Source organism: Pseudomonas sp. MF6747 (assembly GCF_963890955.1).
Classification (GTDB): Bacteria; Pseudomonadota; Gammaproteobacteria; order Pseudomonadales; family Pseudomonadaceae; genus Aquipseudomonas.
On sequence record NZ_CAWPSZ010000023.1, the window covers coordinates 226058 to 245370 of the forward strand.

Annotated in this window: 20 protein-coding genes; 11 read left to right on the forward strand and 9 right to left on the reverse strand. The window is 60.6% G+C overall.

Translation table 11 applies throughout. The annotated features are described in order from the left end of the window. Nucleotides 1-92: 92 nt before the first annotated feature. The gene (locus AACW30_RS19955) at nt 93-926 is read left to right on the forward strand and encodes a nucleoside-binding protein (protein ID WP_200623165.1); all 834 of its coding nucleotides are present in this window, start codon (nt 93-95) and stop codon (nt 924-926) included. Nucleotides 927-1055: 129 nt separating this feature from the next. Here AACW30_RS19955 and punC read toward each other — a convergent pair whose 3' ends face one another. Beyond that, on the reverse strand, nt 1056-2240 hold the full coding sequence (gene punC / locus AACW30_RS19960; RefSeq protein ID WP_106576888.1) for a purine nucleoside transporter PunC: 1185 nt from the start codon (nt 2238-2240) through the stop codon (nt 1056-1058). Nucleotides 2241-2362: 122 nt separating this feature from the next. Here punC and punR point away from each other — a divergent pair, with 122 nt between their 5' ends. Then, the gene (punR, locus tag AACW30_RS19965; RefSeq protein WP_200623166.1) at nt 2363-3277 is read left to right on the forward strand and encodes a DNA-binding transcriptional activator PunR; all 915 of its coding nucleotides are present in this window, start codon (nt 2363-2365) and stop codon (nt 3275-3277) included. Between the two features lie 127 nt (nt 3278-3404). Here punR and AACW30_RS19970 read toward each other — a convergent pair whose 3' ends face one another. Further along, on the reverse strand, nt 3405-4574 hold the full coding sequence (locus AACW30_RS19970; protein ID WP_200623167.1) for an aspartate aminotransferase family protein: 1170 nt from the start codon (nt 4572-4574) through the stop codon (nt 3405-3407). 103 nt (nt 4575-4677) lie between these two features. On the opposite strand from AACW30_RS19970, the gene AACW30_RS19975 reads away from it, so the two are divergent. Continuing rightward, the gene (locus AACW30_RS19975; protein ID WP_106576892.1) at nt 4678-5583 is read left to right on the forward strand and encodes a LysR family transcriptional regulator; all 906 of its coding nucleotides are present in this window, start codon (nt 4678-4680) and stop codon (nt 5581-5583) included. On the opposite strand, the gene AACW30_RS19980 is transcribed toward AACW30_RS19975, so the two are convergent. Further along, nucleotides 5580-6203, reverse strand: a complete 624-nt coding sequence (locus AACW30_RS19980; RefSeq protein ID WP_200623168.1) for an HAD family hydrolase — start codon at nt 6201-6203, stop codon at nt 5580-5582. The two genes, AACW30_RS19975 and AACW30_RS19980, sit on opposite strands and share 4 nt — an antisense overlap. A 210-nt stretch (nt 6204-6413) precedes the next feature. Next, a complete protein-coding gene (fabV, locus tag AACW30_RS19985) occupies nt 6414-7607 on the reverse strand; it encodes an enoyl-ACP reductase FabV (RefSeq protein WP_200623170.1) in 1194 nt (397 codons plus the stop codon). A 273-nt stretch (nt 7608-7880) separates the two neighbouring features. On the opposite strand from fabV, the gene AACW30_RS19990 reads away from it, so the two are divergent. Together AACW30_RS19990 and ppnN are read left to right on the forward strand one after the other, a co-directional pair. Continuing rightward, complete coding sequence (locus tag AACW30_RS19990) at nt 7881-8705, forward strand: aspartyl/asparaginyl beta-hydroxylase domain-containing protein (RefSeq protein WP_106576895.1); 825 nt, start codon at nt 7881-7883, stop codon at nt 8703-8705. A gap of 149 nt (nt 8706-8854) precedes the next feature. After that, nucleotides 8855-10228 carry a nucleotide 5'-monophosphate nucleosidase PpnN gene (gene ppnN / locus AACW30_RS19995; protein ID WP_106576896.1) on the forward strand — a complete coding sequence of 458 codons (1374 nt, stop codon included), beginning with the start codon at nt 8855-8857 and terminating at the stop codon, nt 10226-10228. A gap of 1 nt (nt 10229) precedes the next feature. On the opposite strand, the gene AACW30_RS20000 is transcribed toward ppnN, so the two are convergent. After that, nucleotides 10230-10622, reverse strand: a complete 393-nt coding sequence (locus AACW30_RS20000; RefSeq protein ID WP_200623172.1) for a RidA family protein — start codon at nt 10620-10622, stop codon at nt 10230-10232. A 155-nt stretch (nt 10623-10777) separates the two neighbouring features. Here AACW30_RS20000 and AACW30_RS20005 point away from each other — a divergent pair, with 155 nt between their 5' ends. The 3 genes from AACW30_RS20005 to AACW30_RS20015 all read left to right on the forward strand — a co-directional run bounded on the left by AACW30_RS20005 (nt 10778) and on the right by AACW30_RS20015 (nt 11870). Beyond that, nucleotides 10778-11035 carry an AbrB/MazE/SpoVT family DNA-binding domain-containing protein gene (locus AACW30_RS20005; RefSeq protein ID WP_106576898.1) on the forward strand — a complete coding sequence of 86 codons (258 nt, stop codon included), beginning with the start codon at nt 10778-10780 and terminating at the stop codon, nt 11033-11035. Then, on the forward strand, nt 11032-11427 hold the full coding sequence (locus AACW30_RS20010; protein WP_200623174.1) for a PIN domain-containing protein: 396 nt from the start codon (nt 11032-11034) through the stop codon (nt 11425-11427). The genes AACW30_RS20005 and AACW30_RS20010 overlap by 4 nt, the downstream gene beginning before the upstream one ends. A 68-nt stretch (nt 11428-11495) precedes the next feature. Continuing rightward, nucleotides 11496-11870, forward strand: coding sequence for a hypothetical protein (locus AACW30_RS20015; RefSeq protein WP_106576900.1), 375 nt, complete (start codon nt 11496-11498; stop codon nt 11868-11870). 56 nt (nt 11871-11926) lie between these two features. Here the strand turns inward: AACW30_RS20015 and AACW30_RS20020 are convergent, their stop codons facing one another. Both AACW30_RS20020 and AACW30_RS20025 read right to left on the reverse strand, forming a co-directional pair. Next, on the reverse strand, nt 11927-12256 hold the full coding sequence (locus tag AACW30_RS20020) for a YXWGXW repeat-containing protein (protein WP_106576901.1): 330 nt from the start codon (nt 12254-12256) through the stop codon (nt 11927-11929). Between the two features lie 131 nt (nt 12257-12387). Continuing rightward, entirely contained in the window at nt 12388-13287 is a 900-nt protein-coding gene (locus AACW30_RS20025) for a DMT family transporter (protein ID WP_200623176.1), read from the reverse strand. A 98-nt stretch (nt 13288-13385) separates the two neighbouring features. Here AACW30_RS20025 and AACW30_RS20030 point away from each other — a divergent pair, with 98 nt between their 5' ends. Continuing rightward, a complete protein-coding gene (locus AACW30_RS20030; protein ID WP_200623181.1) occupies nt 13386-14234 on the forward strand; it encodes a LysR substrate-binding domain-containing protein in 849 nt (282 codons plus the stop codon). Between the two features lie 4 nt (nt 14235-14238). On the opposite strand, the gene AACW30_RS20035 is transcribed toward AACW30_RS20030, so the two are convergent. After that, the gene (locus tag AACW30_RS20035; protein ID WP_200623182.1) at nt 14239-15135 is read right to left on the reverse strand and encodes a LysR family transcriptional regulator; all 897 of its coding nucleotides are present in this window, start codon (nt 15133-15135) and stop codon (nt 14239-14241) included. Nucleotides 15136-15234: 99 nt separating this feature from the next. Here AACW30_RS20035 and AACW30_RS20040 point away from each other — a divergent pair, with 99 nt between their 5' ends. Continuing rightward, complete coding sequence (locus tag AACW30_RS20040) at nt 15235-15900, forward strand: NADPH-dependent F420 reductase (RefSeq protein ID WP_119739232.1); 666 nt, start codon at nt 15235-15237, stop codon at nt 15898-15900. Between the two features lie 72 nt (nt 15901-15972). On the opposite strand, the gene mqo is transcribed toward AACW30_RS20040, so the two are convergent. Further along, complete coding sequence (gene mqo, locus AACW30_RS20045; protein WP_119739230.1) at nt 15973-17628, reverse strand: malate dehydrogenase (quinone); 1656 nt, start codon at nt 17626-17628, stop codon at nt 15973-15975. A 494-nt stretch (nt 17629-18122) separates the two neighbouring features. Here mqo and AACW30_RS20050 point away from each other — a divergent pair, with 494 nt between their 5' ends. Next, nucleotides 18123-19310 carry an MFS transporter gene (locus AACW30_RS20050; RefSeq protein ID WP_119739228.1) on the forward strand — a complete coding sequence of 396 codons (1188 nt, stop codon included), beginning with the start codon at nt 18123-18125 and terminating at the stop codon, nt 19308-19310. The last annotated feature ends 3 nt before the right edge of the window (nt 19311-19313 follow it).

Consider the following 19313-nt stretch of genomic DNA (forward strand, 5'->3'; position numbering starts at 1 on the left):
GTTGTATACAATCAATCGAACAAGATACCCTCCATCGGCGTTACAAAAACAATCCGGCCGTCATGAGCCAGAACGCCAAAGGACCTAAAACAATGAAAAAGGCATTACAGGGCGCAACCGTTGCATTGACCCTTCTCGGCGGTGGGGAGGCTGTCGCGGTGGAATGGATGAACAACAGCGTAGGATTTCGCTATGGCCAACACTTCACCAATCCGAACAACCCCGATGATTTCAGCAAACGCATCTACAGCTTTACCCACGCCAGTGGCTACCAATACGGCAGCAACTACCTGAACCTGGATGTGTTCCTGTCCGACAGCCACGACCCGCGCAAGGGCACCGACCATGGCGGCAGTGAGGTCTACGCCGTTTACCGGCATCAACTGTATGCATCGCGGGTGTTTGATGTGCCGCTCGGCACTGGGTTGATCAAGGATTACGCGCTGACACTGGGCTTTGATGCCAACCGCAACAACAACGTCGCCTCAGCCAAAAAGCGCGCACTCGTGATCGGCCCGACGCTGAAGTTCAACACGGTCGGTGTGTTGGACCTGAGCCTGATGTACTACAAGGAAAAGAACCACACCGGCATCCCCGGCGCGCAGGAGTCAAACCATACGTTTGACGACACCTACATGCTCAACCTGACGTGGATGCGCCCGTTCGACATCGCCAACCATGCGGCGAAATTCCAGGGTTTTATCAATTACGTCGGGGACAAAGGCGAGGACTACCATGGCCGCGACACCGCGCCAGAAACGCTGATGCGCACCGCGCTGATGGTGGCGGTGCGGCCGGGTAAAAACGTGAAGCCGAACCTGTATCTCGGGGTGGGCTATGAGTACTGGCACAACAAGTTCGGCGTGGACGGCGGCCGGGGGACTCGGACTTCCACGCCAACGCTGAACATGGAAGTCACGTTCTAACCCCTGAAGAAACCCAATCAACTGTGGGAGCTGGCTTGCCTGCGATGCAGACACCTGAGTACTTCGGAATCACCGAGGCGATGCTATCGCAGGCAAGCCAGCTCCCACATTTTTGATCGCAGTGCAGATTTAAGCGTTTGCGAGTTCCGAGTTATCCGTCTTCGGCCGCGCCAGCCAATACCCCAGCACCGCCAACGGCGCCGTTGCGAGCATCACAATCACGGTGATCAGCAACGGCTGGTCAATCATCGACGACACCAGCAGGCTGCTGAGAAAGCACAGCCCCAGCTGCAGGGTGTTTTGCAGTGCCGCTGCCTTGCCGGAATTTTCCGCAAACGGCATCAGCGCATTCGCCACCACGATCGGGTAACTGGCACCGTTGACCAGCGCCATCAGGCAGAACGGAATCAGCAAGGTGGTCAGGGTGGGCACGGTCAACGTGGCGACCAGGTACAACGCCACCATGCTGATGCAGTACGCCACCAGTAACCAGGGCAGCAGGGTTTTGCCCTGATAGCGCTGCAATGCGCTGCGGCAGCTGTAACCACCAATCAGAAACGCCAACGTCGGCAGCACGTAGCTCAGGCCGATGTCATTCGGGCTGTAACCCATGTCGCCCAAAATGAAGGGCGAAGCCGTCAACCAGGCAAAGAAACTGGCCGAGCAGGCAGCGAAGATCATCACGTTGCCGGTGAACACGCGGGAGGTCAGCAACTGCCCATAACCGAGGCGCGAAGGTTCGCCCTCCTCTGCCCGACGTTTGGGCATTTTGCGCAGCAACAACGTCGGCAGCAGCAACAGCAGCGACACGCCCAGCAGTACACCGAAGATCGCCTGCCAGCCGAAGTGATTCAACACCATGGCGCCCAGCAACGGCGCCAGGGCCGGTGACAGCGACATCAGCGGCATGATGCTGGCGAACACGCGATGCGCCTTATCGGCCGGATATCGGTCGATCACCAGTGCCTGCCAGCTCACCGCCGCAGAACACACGCCAATCGCTTGCATAAAACGCAACGCCAGCAGTTGCGGCGCGGTTTCGACCCAGAACATGCCCAGGCAACCCACTACAAACAGGCTCAGGCCCGCCAGCAGTATCGGCTTGCGCCCGAGGCGGTCGGACAACGGCCCCCACAACAACTGCCCCACCGCAAAACCGGCGAGGAAAATACTCAAGCTGGCGCCCACGGCACCCGCACTGATCTGCAACTGCTCGCCCATGGCGCCGAACGCCGGCAAGTACATATCCATGGCGAGATAACCGAGCATGCTCAGCCCCGCCAGGTACCACGTGAAACCAAAAGAATTTTTCATTGAAGCCTTGCTGAACTTGCCATCAAACTATTTGCTGACTGGCGCCCATTATGAAGCTGACAGTTTTGGTGTGAAGCGATAATAATTGGACACCTCTATCAAATATTTTGAAGGCAAACATCATGTGGTCCGAATACTCGCTGGATGTGGTGGATGCCGTGGCGCGCCACGGCAGCTTCAGCGCGGCCGCCCAGGAACTGCACCGCGTGCCTTCGGCCATCAGCTATACGGTGCGTCAGCTCGAGGAATGGCTGGCGGTGCCGCTGTTTGTGCGGCGACATCGTGACGTGGAGCTGACCCCGGCCGGCCGTCTATTTATAGACGAAGCCCGCGGCGTGATGAAAAAAATGCTCGGTACACGGCGTTTGTGCCAGCAGGTGGCGAATGGCTGGAGCGGCCAATTGAAGGTTGCGGTGGATTCCATCGTCAAACCCCAGCGCTGCCGGCAACTGGTGCTGGACTTCTATCGGCAGTTTCCCGAGGTGGAATTGCTGTTGGAATACGAGGTGTACAACGGCGTATGGGATGCCCTGGCCGATGAACGCACCGACATTGTGATCGGCGCCACCAGCGCGGTGCCGGTGGCCAGCCACTTCACCTTTCGCGACATGGGCCTGCTGAACTGGCTGTGTGTGGTCAGCGCCAGGCATCCGCTGGCGGCGCTGGACGGCTTGCTCAGTGACGATCAACTGCGGCCGTTCGCCTCGCTGTGCATGACCGACACCTCGCGCAACCTGCCCAAGCGCGACACCTGGACCCTGGATAACCAACGCCGGCTGGTGGTACCCAACTGGTCCTCGGCGCTTGATTGCCTGCGCGATGGCCTGTGCGTGGGCATGGCGCCGGCGCATCAGGTGTTGCCGTGGATCGAATGTGGCGAGCTGGTCGCGCTGCAATTGCGTCGGCCGTTCCCGGCCAGCCCATCGTGCGTGGCCTGGGCGCAGAGCAAATTGTCGCCGGCGATGAGTTGGTTGCTGGAGTACCTGGGCGATACCGACACCATGAATCAGGAGTGGCTCAACGGCCCAGATCTGTGAAAGTCACACGGATTCAATGTGGGCATGTGTGGGAGCTGGCTTGCCTGCGATGCAAGCGCCTCGGTCTTAATGTCAGACCGAGGTGATGCTATCGCAGGCAAGCCAGCTCCCACACTTTTACCGGGTTTCAGTCCAATAAGCGGGCGATGGCCCTTACGATCATCTCCACCTCCTTGGCCTCCAGCGTCAGCGGCGGCAGCAGGCGGATGATCTTGCCGCGCGTCACATTGATCAGCAGGCCGTGCTCGTGCGCTGCGCGATAGGCCAGATCGCGATAAGGCTGTGCCAGTTCGATCCCGACCATCAGGCCTTGCCCGCGAATCGCCAGCACCTGCGGATGCTCGCTCAACTCCACACGCAGCCGCGCCAACAGCCGCTCGCCCTGTTGCGCGGCGTTCTGCAGCAGGCCTTGCTCTTCAATAATGTCCAGCACCGTGCAGCCCACGCGGCAGGCCAGCGGGTTGCCGCCGAATGTGCTGCCGTGGCTGCCGGGTGTGAACAGCTGGGCCACAGCGGCCCGGGCCAGGCAGGCGCCGATGGGCACGCCATTGCCAAGGCCTTTGGCCAGCGTCATCACGTCCGGCACGATGCCTTCATGCTGGAAAGCAAACCATGCGCCGGTGCGGCCGATGCCGGTCTGGATTTCATCGAGCATCATCAGCCAGCCGTGGCGCGTGCAATGCTCGCGCAGGGCTTTGAGGTAGCCGGGCGGCGCTGGCAGCACGCCACTCTCGCCCTGGATCGGTTCCATCAGCACCGCGGCAATGCGCGGGCCGAATTGTTGCGTGATGGCTTCCAGCGCCGCCAGGTCGCCAAACCCGACCTTGAGAAAATCCCCCGGCAAGCGCTGAAACCCCAGGCGCACCGACGGCCCGTCGCTGGCCGCCATGGTGCCAAGGGTGCGCCCGTGAAACGCATTTTCCATCACGACCACCAGCGGCTCTTCGATGCCCTTTTTCCAGCCATGCAGCCGTGCGAGTTTCAGCGCTGTTTCGTTGGCTTCGGCGCCGGAGTTGTTGAAGAACGCACGGTCAAGGCCAGACAACTGTGCCAGGCGCTGGGCCAGTCGTTGCTGCCAATCAATGTTGTAGAGGTTGGAGGTGTGCAGCAACAGGCCCGCCTGTTCACTGATCGCAGTCACCAGCCGAGGGTGGGAATGCCCGACATTGGTCACCGCCACGCCGGCGACCGCGTCGAGGTATTCACGGCCCTGCTGGTCCCACAGGCGCGTACCCAGGCCGCGGGTGAAGCTCAGGGCCAAGGGTTGATACGTGGTCATCAGGCAGGCGGCGGTCATGGTGGCAGGCTCCAGTGCATCATGGTGATGGCACCAGTATCGTTAGCCACCCGAGCTGGATAAACTGCGCATTCCTGTAATGACTTTAAACCAAGGCTTGATAATGGATCTGTTCCAGGCAATGTCGGTGTACGTCAAGGTGGTGGAGAGCGGCAGCATGACGGCCGCCGCGCAGGAATGCGGGATGTCGACCACCATGGTCGGCAATCACCTCCGCGCCCTGGAGCAGCGCCTGGGCGTCAGCCTGCTCAAGCGCACCACGCGCAAGCAAAGCCTCACCGAGTTTGGTGGGCAGTATTACCAGCGCTGCCTGGAGGTACTGGGGCTGGTTGCCGACTCTGAAGTGTTGGCGGAGCAGGCCCACAGCGAAACGCCCAAGGGCAACCTGCGCATTACCGCGCCACCGGTATTCGGCACCGAACGCCTGACGCCTGCCCTGAGCGAATTTTCTCAGCGCTACCCGCTGATCAACCTCTACGTGGTGCTCAGCAACGAGCGGATGGACCTGGTCGACAGCGGCTTCGACGTAGCAATCCGCCTTGGTGAGCTGGAAACCTCCAGCCTGATCGCCCGGCCCATGCAGGCCTACACCCTCACCCTCTGCGCTTCACCGGATTACCTGGCACGCCGCGGCACGCCGCAGACACCCAGTGACCTGCAGCACCATGACTGCCTGGCGTTCGCCTACCCCGCGACCGACAACTGGCGCGACTCCGACAAACTCTGGCGCTTGACTGGCGGGGAAGGCGAGGTGGAGGTGCCGGTGTCCGGGTCATTGACCATCAACAGCTCGCAAGGCCTGCGCCAGGCGGCCCTGAACGGCATGGGCATCATCATGTTGGCCGATGCCCTGGTACAACCGGACCTGGAGAGCGGCAAGCTGGTAGCCTTGTTAACGTCCTACACGCTACCCCGCCGCCCCATGCACCTGCTTTACAGACAGGACCGCTACCGCCTGCCCAAGCTGCGCGCCTTTGTGGATTTCGCCATGGAAAAATGGGCGCGCTAAAAGTCCACGCCCAACGCCCGCAGGCGCGCCGCAGTACGCTCGGCCGACACGTGATGAATACCTTGCCAACCGAGGGCGACGGCGGCCTCGACATTGCCCGCCACGTCGTCGATAAACACCACCTCGCCCGGCTGGATATCCGGCAGATGGGCGCGCACCTGGCCGAGGCTCGCGTGATAGATCGCCGCGTCCGGCTTAATTTGCTTCAGCTCGCCGGAGACCACAATGTCGCGCAAATACTGCAGGAACGGGTAGTTGGCCCGCGCATAGGGAAAGGTTTCAGCCGACCAGTTGGTCAGCCCGAACAGCGGCATACCGGCTTGATGCAACGCCTCGAGAATCGCCACACCTTCTGGCAACGCGCCGCGCAGCATTTCGTGCCAACGGTCGTAATAGGCCTGGATCAAGGGTGCGTGTTCCGGGTACTGCTCGATCAGGTGGCGCGTGCCTTCGGCCAGGCTGCGACCGGCGTCCTGCTCGGTGTTCCAGGCTTGGGTGCAAATGGTGTCGAGAAAGTGTTGCCGCTCGTGATCGTCGGCAATCAGCTGGCGGTACAGGTGGTGCGGGTTCCAGTCGAACAGGACACCGCCGAAATCAAAAACTACTGCACGAATCGTCATCAGATCCTCCGTTAGCGTGGCTTGATAGCCGAAGGAGTCTGGCAGATTAAGGGCAGTGGCGGGAGCGCGATGGCGTTTAGGAGGGTTTTGAGTTCACACAAAGCAAATGTGGGAGCGGGCTTGCTCGCGAAAGCGGAGTGTCAGCCCCTGTATCTGATACTGACATACCGCATTCGCGAGCAAGCCCGCTCCCACATTTTTTGACCGTGTTTAGGCTTGGATCAGGCCTTTGATCTTCACGGTCGGGTTCACATCAGCTTCGTAATCAACGCCGTCGATTTCAAAACCGAACAAACGCAGGAACTCAGCCTTGTAACCGGCGAAGTCGCTGATTTCGTTAACGTTGTCGTCAGTCACCTGGTTCCACAGCGCCGCCACGGCGTCCTGGACTTTGGGCTCCAGCTCAGCCAGGTCGGCACGCAGGCGGCCGTCGGCATCCAGTTTCGGCTCTTTGCCGTACAGGCTGTCCTTGAACAGGCCGTAGACCTGCTCGATGCAGCCTTCGTGGGTACCCTGCTCTTTCATCACTTTGAACAGCAGCGACAGGTACAGCGGCATGATCGGGATCGCCGAACTGGCCTGGGTGACCACCGCCTTGAGCACCGACACACGGGCGTCGCCCTTGAGTGCAGCAAGGTTGTCGCGCAGGGTCAGGACTTTCTTGTCGAGGTCTTTCTTGGCTTCGCCGATGGAGCCGTTCCAGTAGATGTCCTGGGTCAGCTTTTCACCGAGGTAGGTGAAGGCGGTGGTCTTGGCGCCTTCAGCCAGCACGTCGGCGTCACGCAGCGCGTCGATCCACAGCTGCCAGTCCTCGCCGCCCATGACTTTCACGGTGCCGTCGATTTCTTCCTGGGTCGCAGGCTCAAGCGTGGTATCGACCACAACGCCTTTGTCGGTATTGATACCGCGCAGGGTCACGGCCTTGCCGATCGGCTTGAGGGTGGAGGTGTGCACCACGCCTTGCGGGTCGGTACGGCGTGGCGCGGCCAGGCTGTACACCACCAGGTCGATTTTGCCGAGGTCTTTCTTGATGGTTTCGATGGTCAGGCGCTTGATCTCGTCGGAGAACGCGTCGTCGTTGATGCTCTTGGCGTACAGGCCTTTTTCAACGGCAAACTTCTCGAACGCTGCGCTGTTGTACCAGCCGGCGGAGCTCAGCTTGCCTTCTTCGCCTTCTTTCTCAAAAAACACACCTAGGGTATCGGCGCCGCAGCCAAACGCAGCACTGATGCGCGCGGCCAGGCCGTAACCGGTGGAGGCGCCGAGGACCAGCACCTTCTTTGGGCCGCCTTCGATGACGCCATGCTGGGTGACGTAGTCGATCTGCTCTTTGACGTTCGCTTCACAGCCAACAGGGTGAGCGGTCACACAGATAAAGCCACGAACCCGCGGTTTGATGATCATAAAATTTCTGCCTCTTCCAAGGTGCCGAAGGCCAATGGTGGCCATTCAGCTTAATCGTACCGGTCTATGACGTCCAAAAAACCGAAGCGTCACGATAGTCGCAAATCTTCTGTTTACAAAATCCAATCAACAAAAGGCCGGATACGCCACCGCGCGGGTTAAAAACTGTGCCAGGCCTTCACAATTTCGCAATATTTAAAACGCCCAGCGCCGCCGGAACCCACTATCATGGCAACATTGTTTCGCTTTGTTTCAGGTTCGGAGCCACGCTTCATGAGTAAAAGTGCTGTTCAAAAAAAGCTGGTCTCAGCCGCCTGGGTGCTGGGCGTTCTGTTGTTCATGTACTGCTTCCCGCGCACCACCCTGGTATTTCTGTTGCTGGTGCTGTTCTGCGGCATTTATGACTTCCTGCGCAACGGCCTGTACGACCGCGACACGATCAAGAAATACTTCGTCGGCAACGGCCGCAACACGTGGATATTGGCGCCGTTCAATACCCTGTTCGACCTCTTCAGCCTGCGCAACCGCCACGTCTACACCATGAACGACCTGCCGCCCGCCTGGCGTGAAGACCTGCAACAGGTAATCGACGACGCCATGGCCCACAAGGACGAAATCATCGGTTACCTGGACGAACGCATGGCCGAGAAAAAGCGCGGCATGTTGTTTTTCCAATGGTACGGCCGCCCGATCGAAACCACGCTGGACATCCCGCAGCTGCGCAAAAAACTGCCGTTCGTGAAGACCATCGGGGTGTCGGTGTTCAACGAAAACCGCTCGACGTCGTTCCACTTCGGCCCGCTGCGCATGATGTTCCGAGTGCTCTACAACATGGCACCGGCGCCGCACCACGAGGGTGTTTACATCCAGGTGGGCAAACACAAGCATTATTGGCACGACGACCCACTGTTTATCTTCGATGACACGCTGATGCACGCGTCCTTCAACAAGAACGACGCCAAGCGTTACTGCCTGTTCATCGATATTGTGCGGCCGACCTTGCTGCCCTCCGTGCTCAACGCCGTGATCTCGGGCTTTGCCGGGCTGGTGTTCACCCTGCGTCGGGTTTTCTACAAAAACTGGAAGCTGATTCAGTAAGTTCTGCGGCATGATGGTGCTGGACGGAGTTTGCGCACGGCCTCATGCCTGCCAAACTGTGCGTCTCGTGCGACCGAGTTCGGCGCTCACCATTCTCCAGCCATCGCCACCCCTGGCGGGTGCGGTGGCTGTGCTTTCAAGGAATCAGAATGCCCCAACGTCAAGTCATCAATGCCTCCGTCAGCCCCAAGGGCAGCCTCGAAACCCTGTCCCAGCGTGAAGTCCAGCAACTGAGCGAAGCCGGTACCGGCAGCATCTACACGTTGTTCCGCCAGTGCGCTTTGGCCATCCTTAACACCGGCGCGCACATCGACAACGCCAAGACCATCCTCGACGCCTATAAAGACTTTGAAGTGCGTATCCATCAACAGGATCGCGGCGTACGCCTGGAACTGTTGAATGCGCCGGCCGACGCCTTCGTCGACGGCGAAATGATCGCCAGCACCCGCGAAATGCTGTTCAGCGCCCTGCGCGACATCGTCTACACCGAGAACGAGCTGGACAGCCAGCGCATCGACCTGAGCAATTCCCAGGGCATCACCGACTACGTGTTCCACCTGCTGCGCAACGCCCGTACGTTGCGCCCGGGTGTCGAGCCGAAAATCGTGGTGTGTTGGGGCGGCCACTCGATCAATACCGAAGAATACAAATACACCAAGAAAGTCGGCCACGAACTGGGCCTGCGCAGCCTCGACGTGTGCACCGGCTGCGGCCCTGGCGTGATGAAAGGTCCGATGAAAGGCGCGACCATCTCCCACGCCAAACAGCGCATCACCGGCGGCCGCTACCTGGGCCTGACCGAGCCGGGCATCATCGCTGCCGAAGCGCCAAACCCGATCGTTAACGAGCTGGTGATCCTGCCGGACATCGAAAAACGCCTGGAAGCCTTCGTGCGCGTCGGCCACGGCATCATCATCTTCCCGGGCGGCGCCGGCACGGCTGAAGAGTTCCTGTACCTGCTGGGCATCCTGATGCACCCGGACAACCGCGACGTGCCGTTCCCGGTCATCCTCACCGGGCCGAAACATGCGGCGCCGTACCTGCAACAACTGCATGCCTTCGTCGGTGCCACCCTCGGCGAAGCGGCGCAGGCGCACTACCAGATCATCATCGACGACCCAGCCGAAGTCGCGCGCCAGATGACGGCCGGGCTCAAGGCCGTGAAGCAGTTCCGCCGCGAGCGCAACGACGCCTTCCACTTCAACTGGCTGCTGAAGATCGACGAAGGTTTCCAGCGCCCATTCGACCCGACCCACGAAAACATGGCCAGCCTGCAACTGAGCCACGCCCTGGCGCCCCACGAACTGGCCGCCAACCTGCGCCGTGCGTTCTCGGGGATCGTGGCCGGTAACGTCAAGGACAAGGGCATTCGCCTGATCGAGCAGCACGGCCCGTACGAAATCCACGGCGACCCGGCCATCATGAAACCGCTGGACGAGCTGCTACAGGCGTTTGTCGCCCAGCACCGCATGAAGCTGCCGGGCGGTGCCGCGTATGTGCCGTGCTATCGCGTTGTGCAATGAATTAGCGCTGTACCGCCACACATTTGATTTCCACCAGTAACCCGGGATGCGCCAGTTCTGACACGCCGATGGTCGTCCAGGCGCAATGCCCGCGTGGGAACAGGCGGTTTTTCACCTCGCGAAAAACCGCCATGTGCTGGCTCATATCAACGTGATACGTGGTCATGTCGACCACGTCTTCAAAACGGCAGCCGCCCTCCTCCAATACTTGCCGCAGGTTCTCCCAGGCGGCGATGAATTGCGCCTCGGGGTCTTCTATCACGGCCAATTCCGGCGTGCGACCGACCTGGCCTGCGCAATACAAAGTGTTGCCAACTTTTACGGCAGGCACGTAGCCCGCGCGCTCTACGATGGCTTGCATGGCGGGCGGGATGATGCGGTGGCGGTCGGTCATAGCTTGTATCTCTTGGGGGCTCTAAAAAGCGTGTGAACGTGAAAACTTCGAACTAGGGTTTTACCTGTTCCCACCCACGCCTACCAGCAGAGCGACCTATGGACCAACGGATCTTGTCCTTCATCAATCCTTACCTTAGGGTAAGGAACATTACGATGGAGATCTTCACTATGGCGACCGCCACACTTACTTCAAAAGGGCAAATCACCATTCCTGTCCAAGTCAGGACCGCACTCGGCCTGGAAACCGGCGACCGGGTTGAATTTGTCGAAACGGAAGACGGCAAGTTTTCCATCATCGCAGCGAGCAAAACCGTTCAGGACCTCAAGGGGTTGATCCGCAAGCCCGCCCAGGCCGTGTCGATTGACGACATGAACCGCGCCATCGCTGCGCAGGGAGCAAAAGCGCAATGATCGGCCTGGATACCAATGTGCTGGTGCGGTATGTCACCCAGGATGATCCCGTTCAATCCCCGAAGGCGTCCGAGCTGATCGAATCGCTCACCACGCTTTCGCCGGGTTTCGTCAGTCTGGTGTGCGTGGTGGAACTGGTATGGGTATTACAAAGCTGCTACCAATCGGCCAAGAGTGACGTGGTGACGGTTTTGGAGACGCTGCTGCGTACGCGTGAATTGACCGTCGAACATGCCGAGATCATCTGGCAGGCGCTGCGACGATTCACGGCAGGCAAAGCCGAGTTTGCCGACTACCTGATAGAGCGCTGTGCCCATGCGGCAGGCTGTGAATACACCGCCACCTTTGACCTCAACGCGGTCAAGGCCACCGGGATGAAACGCCTGACCTGAGGCAGCGTTGCAGTGAATTGCGGCCTTTGGTAAAAACCGCCTCTACCCTTGATCGAGAGAAACCCAACGTGCGCACGCTTTTGCTCGCGGCCTTGGCCCTGACGCCGACCTTTACCCTGGCCGACACCATCGCCTGGCCCGACCTTCCGCAAACCTGCTTCGTCAGCGGCCGCCCCGCCACCAGTGTGGATGTCGACACTGGCTGCGCGGCGTTCCTGATCAATGTGCAAGGCAAGGCAGCGGGCACGCCGATCAAGCTGGATATTCCCCAGTACGCCCTGCATGTGGACGAAGCCACCGGCAAGGAAACGCCGGTGATCATCATCCAGGCCGAAGAAAACGGCGAGATCAAGGCGGTGGGCTACAAGGAATTGGGCACCGATCAGCTCGGTGCCGCGTTGCTGCGGGAGGTTCGGCTGCTGGGTACCCAAAAGCCGACCTAGTGGTTTTTTACAGGCGCGAACCCGCTCACGCCTGCGGCCAGGCGTTCGGCCAGGGTTCAGCGAACCCAGCCACCACCCTGCCAGTGGTAACCGTCATTGCGCTGCACCCAATGCGGATGCACATAACGATAGCCTTCGCGCACTTGCTCCCAATGGCCATGCACCGCGACGTATCGCCCGCCGGCCCAGCGCCAGTAGCCGCGTGACCAGACATAACCGTAGCGCGGAGCCGGTTCGACCTCGATCACTTGAACCGGCGGCGGTTGCGGCGCGACCACTTCGACATACTCACGCTGTACCGGCCCGCGCTCATGCACCACACGCTCTTGCACACACCCGGACGCTGCGACGACAACCGCCGCCAATGCCGCATAACGTAGCAACATACAAAATCCTCGGGCGCGTACGCCCCGCACCTGCACCAGTAAAAAATGCCCCCATGTTTCAGCCGCGCTCCTGCTTGGCTATGGGTTCTTTTTAACAGGTGATGTCTGTCGGCTTGCTGAACCTGCGGACCTCAGGAAGTACAGGCGACGGTCGGTTGTTTCAGACGCACCAGCACCAGCCCCGCCACCACCACTGCAATGCCGGCGTAGGTTGAGCCCTCGATCGCATCGCCAAACATCAACGCCGCCCACACCAGGGTGACCGGTGGCTCCAGATAGACCAGCGCTGCCACGTGGGTCGCTGTCATTACCCGCAACAACATCCACAAGCTCAAATACGCGACGAATGTGGAAAACACCGTCAGCCAGGCGATAGAGATCAACACGTCCGAGTCATGAGGAACACTGAAGGTGCCGGTATAGAGCACGGCGCCGGAAAAGCCGATCAGCGTGAGCAACGACTGGATGAACAGCGGCAACACCAACCCCGCGTCCTGGCGCTGCGCGGCCCGGCGCTCGTACAAGGTCGCCAGCGTCAGCCCCAGCGCTGCGGCCAGTGGCAACAAGTACATGACAAAGCCGACGCTCTGCCCGCCACTGCTGTACTGCCCGGCGATTACGATGGAGACCCCGGCAAAACTGATCATCAACCCGACCCACTGCCAACCACCGCTGCGCTCGGCAGCGCTGCCGGTCGACAATGCCGCCGTCATCAACGGCTGCAGCGCCGCGATGATGGCCGCAATGCCGGGCGGCAATCCGTTTTGGATCGCCACATACAGGCAGCTCAGGTAGAGGAACTGCGAGAGAAAGCCGATCACTGCGTAATGGCGAATCTGAGCCCAGGTGACCTTCAACAGCTTCACGTTCAAAAACAGCCCCAGGCACACCGACACCAGCAGGAAGCGCCAGAACAGCAGGTTGAATGCCCCGCTGCCTTGCGTACCCAACTTGGCGCCGATGTAGCCGGAGCTCCAGGACAGCACAAACGCCACCTGCAACAGCAGCCGTTTCAAGGTTGATCGCGTCATGAGGCCTCCCGTCAGTGCACGTTGACTCAAAGGCTAAGGGCCGCGCATGCTTCTGTACATTTGAATTACCTGCACCATAAATTCGTAGTAGTGGAATCATGGCCAAACAACTGAACATCGACTTGTTACGCACTTTTCACGCCGTGGCGCGCTTTCGGCGCTTCAACGAGGCGGCCGAACATGTGCACCGCAGCGCGTCGACCGTGACCACGCAAATTCAGAAGCTTGAGGCGCAAATCGGCCAGCGCCTGTTCAGCCGCAGCAACCAGGGCGTGGAGCTGACCCTGTATGGCCAGAAACTGCTCGGCGAAACCACCGAGTTTCTCAAGAGCCATGACCGCCTGCTGATCGCGCTGATGCCACAGCGCATGCAGGGCAAGATTCGTCTGGGCATTCCCGATACCTATGCGCCGGCGTTCATGCAGGCGTTTTTGCCGCGCTTGATCGCCGACAACCCCTTGCTGGAGCTGGAAGTCGAAGCGCGCACCAGCGGTGAACTGCTGAATATGTTTATGGCCAATCAGCTCGACCTGGCCATCACCGTCAGCGCACAACCGCTGGCTCAGGGCGAACGCCTGGGGCCAGTGCAGCCGTTGTGGGTGGCGGCCGAGGGCTTCAGTTGCGCGCCGAATGCGGCGCTGCCTATCACCGTGCCCGTTGCCGGCTGCCCGTACCGTGCGGCGGCGTTGCAGGCGCTGAAGGATCACGGGATTTACCACCGGTTATTGCTGGAGAGCCCCAATTCGACGGCGGTCGAGGCCTGTATCCGCAGCGGCGTGGCGGTGGGGTTGATCGAAGAAAGCCGCATGGGCAGCGGGCTGACGCAAAAGATTGCGGGGTTCGAGTTACCCCCACTGCCGGTGCATCATCTGTACCTGCTGTGCGATAGCAGCAATGCACTGGCCCTGCATCTGTATGCACAGGTAAAACAGGGCTTCCACATTTGAGCCCTCACGCCTGGCCGAAGCGTACCAGCACCGCCTCGACAAACCGTCGCAACTTGGCGGTGCGCTGTCGGTTGGCGGTGTAAACCAGGTGCATGGGGCGGCTGGGCGCCTCAAATGCCGGCAGTACCCGCACCAACTCGCCCCGGGCCAAGGCCGGACGCAGGAAGTCTTCGGCGCCCAGCACGATGCCGAAGCCATCCAGTGCCGCCGACATCAATGCCCGGCTTTCGTTGATTTGAAGGCGGCTGGCGACCTGCACCGTGTAGGGCGTCGCGCCTTGGTGGAAGACCCATTCACGGTCCGCCGGGCGTGACCAAAAGGCGTAGCCCAGGCATTCATGTTGCGCCAGGTCCGCCGGGCACTGTGGCGTCCCTCGCACCGCCAGATACGCCGGCGCCGCGCACACCACCAAGCGATAAGGTGCCAAGGGCCGGGCCGTTAAACCGGTGGTGGCCAAAGGGCCGATACGGAACGCCGCCTCATAGCCTTCCTCCACCAGGTCGACGAAACGATCCGTCAGGTGCAGGTCAATTTCTACGTCCGGGTTGTCACGCAAAAACGCGGTAATCAGCGGCATCAGACTGTAGGAACCGAAGGTGACCGGGGCGGTGACTCTCAGCTTGCCGCGCGGCGTGTCATTCATGATCTGGGCGAGCGAATCGGCAGCCTCGGCCTCCGTCAGGATATGTTTGCAGCGTTCGTAGTACGCGTGCCCCAGCTCGGTCAGGCTTTGCCGACGCGTGGTGCGGTTGAGCAAGCGCGCGCCGAGGCGTTGCTCCAGGGCGGTAACATGCTTGGCAACCATTTGCGCGGACAGGTTCAAGCGCTCAGCGGCGCGGGCGTAGGAGCCCAACTCGGCGGCCATCACAAAGGCATGCATGCTTGAAAGACGGTCCATCATTCCCTACTCCCAGTAACAACACCCACGCCAAAACGCTTATTTATCGCCAGCCAGTTGCTAATCATCATAACTGCTCGATGACTTACGAGGAGCAAGACCATGAAGATCGGCGTGATTGGAGCAGGTTTCATCGGGCGGGCCGTGGCACAGCTGGCGCTGGCCGCCGGGCATGAGGTGATGCTGAGTAATTCTCGTGGCCCGCAGACCATGAGCAGCGTGCTCAGCGGCCTGCTCGGCGTTGAGGTGGGCAGTGCCGAGGACGCTGCCCGGTTTGGCGACGTCGTGCTGGTGGCCATTCCGTTTGAACATTACCGCAGCGTGCCCGCGCAATGGCTGGAAGGCAAAACGGTGCTGGACGCCAACAATTACTACCCCAACCGCGACGGGCATATCGCCGTGCTGGACCGCTTTGAAACCACCACCAGCCGGCTGCTCGCAGAGCATCTACCGCATTCCCACGTGGTCAAGGTGTTCAATGCGATTTTTGCCCCCGACCTGACGCAAGACGCCCGCCCCCACGGCGCGCCCGACCGCCGTGCACTGCCGGTGGCCGCCGATGACGCCGCAGCGAAGGCGCAGGTCATCAAGCTGCTCGACAAGCTCGGTTTCGACGCCGTAGACGCAGGAGGGCTGGATGAAAGCTGGCGTTTTGAGCGGGCAAAACCTGCGTACTGCGTACCGCTGGACCAAGCGGGTTTAACTGCGGCGCTAGCAGCTGCCGAACGCACGGTGGAACTGCCGCCGGTCGAACGCGTGCGTGCCTGAACACGCGCGCACAAAAAAGCCCGCTGACCGTGACCGGTTCAGCGGGCTTCTTACAGCGGTTTAACCTTTGGCTTACAGCGCCAGGTCAGACGCCGGCTTGCTCGGCTCAGCCGAAGGCTTGGCAGCCTCGGTGGCTTCGGTTGCCTTTGGCGCGTTCAACTGCGGAATCGCAGGCGGTGGGGTCAGTTGCAGGATGCCGGCAGTGTAAGCCCACTCCTTCGCAACAGCCTCAGGGCTGTCATTCAGCTTGGTGCCGTAGCTCGGTACGATCTGGTGTAGTTTTGCCTGCCACTCAGGGGTCGCGACCTTGTCCTTGAACACTTTCTGCAGCACGGTGAGCATGATCGGGGCCGCGGTGGACGCGCCTGGCGATGCACCCAACAGGCCGGCGATGGTGTTGTCGGCGGAGCTGACCACTTCGGTGCCGAGTTTCAGGACGCCGCCCTGCTCTTCGTCACGCTTGATGATCTGCACGCGCTGACCGGCTTGCCACAGGCGCCAGTCTTCTTTCTTGGCGTTCGGGAAGTACTCTTTCAGGGCGTTGTAGCGGTCGTCATCCGACAGCATCAGTTGGCCGGCAAGGTACTCGACCAGTGGGTATTCACGAATACCGACTTTGGTCATTGGCCAGATGTTGTGGGTAGTGGTGCTGGTCAGCAGGTCCAGGTACGAGCCTTCTTTCAGGAACTTGGTCGAGAAGGTCGCGAATGGGCCAAACAGGATTACACGCTTGCCATCCAGCACGCGGGTGTCCAGGTGCGGAACCGACATCGGTGGCGCGCCAACCGAAGCCTTACCGTAGGCCTTGGCCAGGTGCTGCTCGGCAATCGTTGGGTTATCGGTCACCAGGAACGAACCGCCCACTGGGAAGCCCGCGTATTCCTTGGCTTCAGGAATGCCCGACTTCTGCAGCAGGTGCAGTGCACCGCCGCCGGCGCCGATGAACACGAACTTGGCGTCGGTTTCAGTCTTGGTGCCGTCTTTCAGGTTTTTGTAGCTCACACGCCACGAACCGTCGGCATTCTTGGTGATGTCCTGCACTTCGCTCGACAGTTTCAGATCAAACTTCGGCGTGGTCTGCAGGTGGGCCACGAACTGGCGGGTGATCTCGCCGAAGTTCACGTCGGTGCCGATCGGGGTCCAGGTGGCCGCGATTTTCTGGTTCGGGTCACGCCCTTCCATCATCAGCGGAACCCACTTGGCGATCTGCGCCGGGTCTTCGGAGTACTGCATGCCAGCGAACAGCGGGCTTGCTTGCAGGGCTTCGTAGCGTTTTTTCAGGAACTTGATGTTGTCATCGCCCCACACGAAGCTCATGTGCGGTGTGGAGTTGATGAACGAACGTGGGTTCTTCAGCACGCCCTGCTGGACCTGCCAGGACCAGAACTGACGGGAGATCTGGAACGCTTCGTTGATCTCGACCGCTTTCGGGATCTCAACGGTGCCATCCTTGTTTTCCGGGGTGTAGTTCAGCTCAGCCAGGGCCGAGTGACCGGTACCGGCGTTGTTCCAGCCGTTGGAGCTTTCTTCGGCCACGCCATCCAGGCGCTCGACCATCTCCATCGACCAGTCCGGCTGCAGCTCGTTGAGCCAAACACCCAGGGTCGCACTCATGATGCCGCCGCCGATCAGCAGCACATCGACTTTCTTTGCCTCTTCCGCGTGAACGGAGGTGATCCCCATCGACAAAGCCAGCCCCAGCAGGGCAGTGTTTACTTTTTTAAACATCAGTAGCACCTATGATAAAACGCCATCCGCCCTACCGCCCCTGAGCATGGGCAACCCTCTATCACGCCGCGCCAGGCAGCGCGCCGCGGGGTTTGCACATTTACGAGAGAGCCGCAGGGTGGGCACACAAGGCCGACGTATCGACCTCACTGTTTATGTCCCTTCTGCGCTGACTTTTTATCATTATTGGCTTCAGCTACCTGGACGACAGCCAACCGCCGGGACGTATACGGGTGTACGTGCCGGGGAAAGACCAGACCAAGACGGCGCGCAGAATATCACGCCATAGGGCGTTTATGCGCCGTTTGGCCAATTGACAGCTCTAAATCGCGGGTTTTAACCCGTCAGTGTCAAGCCTGGCAGGCGCGACGTGGCGTCACAGGTGGCCAGATGAAACTGAACTCTGCTGCAAACAGCTGTTCTAGACACCTCCGCCGTTGCTTGCGTAGCATCGGCGGCAGTCCTTCGTGCAATCCTTCCAAACAGAGTTACCCATGACTATCCAGCAAACACCCGGGCACGTACTGCCCGCGCGCAGCGCCGCCAAAATGGAAGCTGCCATGGCCGTGGGCGCCTTCGCGATCGGCACTGGCGAATTCGCCATCATGGGCCTGATGCCCGACATCGCCCACAACTTGAATTTGAGCGAACCCCAAGTCGGCCACGCCATCAGCGCCTACGCCCTCGGCGTCATGGTCGGCGCGCCACTGCTGGCCATCCTCGGCGCCAAGCTGCTGCGCAAACACATGCTTTTATTGCTGATGGGCCTGTACGCGCTGGGCAACCTCGCCACCGCCTTCACCCCGACCTTCGGCTCGCTGGTGGCCTTCCGCTTCATCAGCGGCCTGCCCCACGGCGCCTACTTCGGCATCGCCGCCGTCGTCGCCTCCAGCATGGTGCCCAACGATAAACGCGCCGGCGCCGTGGCCCGGGTAATGATGGGCCTCACCCTCGCCATGCTGCTCGGCAACCCCATCGCCACCTTCCTGGGCCAACACCTGGGCTGGCGCTCGGCGTTCGCCCTGGTCAGCGCCATCGCCGTGTGCACCATCGCACTCGTCTGGCAATTCGTGCCGGACCGCCGCGACGAACCGCGCAGCGACCCGCGCAAAGAACTGCGCGCCTTCACCAAACCCCAAGTGTGGATGGCCCTGTCCATCGGCGCGATTGGCTTTGCCGGCATGTTCTGCGTCTTCAGCTACCTCGCCCCGACCATGCTCGAAGTGACCAAAGTCTCGCCACAATGGATTCCCTTCGGCCTCGCCGCGTTTGGCGTAGGCGGCATCATCGGCAACATCGCCGGCGGCAAACTGTTTGACCGCATGCAATTTCGCGCCGTGGGCTGGATCATGGTGTGGTCGATGGCCGTGCTGATCTTCTTCACCTTCGCCGCCAGTGCGCTGTGGAGCGTGCTACTCGGTATCGGCCTGGTCGGCACCATGATTGCCATGGCCGCGCCGCTGCAAATTCGCCTGATGGACATCGCCCACGAAGCACCGAGTTTGGCGGCAGCGTCCAACCACGCGGCGTTTAATCTGGCAAATGCGCTGGGCCCGTGGTTTGGCGGGATGGCGATTACTGCAGGGTATGGCTGGACGAGCACCGGCTACATCGGCGCCGCCACAGCGCTGGTAGGCCTGGGCATCTACCTCATCGCCCGCCGCATGAAAGGCGGCCACTGACAC

What these genes read in the sequence shown, in the direction of transcription:
- AACW30_RS19955 (WP_200623165.1), top strand. Translation starts at nt 93, where the DNA reads ATGAAAAAGGCATTACAGGGCGCAACCGTTGCATTGACCCTTCTCGGC.
- punC (WP_106576888.1), bottom strand. Translation starts at nt 2,240, where the DNA reads ATGAAAAATTCTTTTGGTTTCACGTGGTACCTGGCGGGGCTGAGCATG.
- punR (WP_200623166.1), top strand. Translation starts at nt 2,363, where the DNA reads ATGTGGTCCGAATACTCGCTGGATGTGGTGGATGCCGTGGCGCGCCAC.
- AACW30_RS19970 (WP_200623167.1), bottom strand. Translation starts at nt 4,574, where the DNA reads ATGACCGCCGCCTGCCTGATGACCACGTATCAACCCTTGGCCCTGAGC.
- AACW30_RS19975 (WP_106576892.1), top strand. Translation starts at nt 4,678, where the DNA reads ATGGATCTGTTCCAGGCAATGTCGGTGTACGTCAAGGTGGTGGAGAGC.
- AACW30_RS19980 (WP_200623168.1), bottom strand. Translation starts at nt 6,203, where the DNA reads ATGACGATTCGTGCAGTAGTTTTTGATTTCGGCGGTGTCCTGTTCGAC.
- fabV (WP_200623170.1), bottom strand. Translation starts at nt 7,607, where the DNA reads ATGATCATCAAACCGCGGGTTCGTGGCTTTATCTGTGTGACCGCTCAC.
- AACW30_RS19990 (WP_106576895.1), top strand. Translation starts at nt 7,881, where the DNA reads ATGAGTAAAAGTGCTGTTCAAAAAAAGCTGGTCTCAGCCGCCTGGGTG.
- ppnN (WP_106576896.1), top strand. Translation starts at nt 8,855, where the DNA reads ATGCCCCAACGTCAAGTCATCAATGCCTCCGTCAGCCCCAAGGGCAGC.
- AACW30_RS20000 (WP_200623172.1), bottom strand. Translation starts at nt 10,622, where the DNA reads ATGACCGACCGCCACCGCATCATCCCGCCCGCCATGCAAGCCATCGTA.
- AACW30_RS20005 (WP_106576898.1), top strand. Translation starts at nt 10,778, where the DNA reads ATGGAGATCTTCACTATGGCGACCGCCACACTTACTTCAAAAGGGCAA.
- AACW30_RS20010 (WP_200623174.1), top strand. Translation starts at nt 11,032, where the DNA reads ATGATCGGCCTGGATACCAATGTGCTGGTGCGGTATGTCACCCAGGAT.
- AACW30_RS20020 (WP_106576901.1), bottom strand. Translation starts at nt 12,256, where the DNA reads ATGTTGCTACGTTATGCGGCATTGGCGGCGGTTGTCGTCGCAGCGTCC.
- AACW30_RS20025 (WP_200623176.1), bottom strand. Translation starts at nt 13,287, where the DNA reads ATGACGCGATCAACCTTGAAACGGCTGCTGTTGCAGGTGGCGTTTGTG.
- AACW30_RS20030 (WP_200623181.1), top strand. Translation starts at nt 13,386, where the DNA reads ATGGCCAAACAACTGAACATCGACTTGTTACGCACTTTTCACGCCGTG.
- AACW30_RS20035 (WP_200623182.1), bottom strand. Translation starts at nt 15,135, where the DNA reads ATGATGGACCGTCTTTCAAGCATGCATGCCTTTGTGATGGCCGCCGAG.
- AACW30_RS20040 (WP_119739232.1), top strand. Translation starts at nt 15,235, where the DNA reads ATGAAGATCGGCGTGATTGGAGCAGGTTTCATCGGGCGGGCCGTGGCA.
- mqo (WP_119739230.1), bottom strand. Translation starts at nt 17,628, where the DNA reads ATGTTTAAAAAAGTAAACACTGCCCTGCTGGGGCTGGCTTTGTCGATG.
- AACW30_RS20050 (WP_119739228.1), top strand. Translation starts at nt 18,123, where the DNA reads ATGACTATCCAGCAAACACCCGGGCACGTACTGCCCGCGCGCAGCGCC.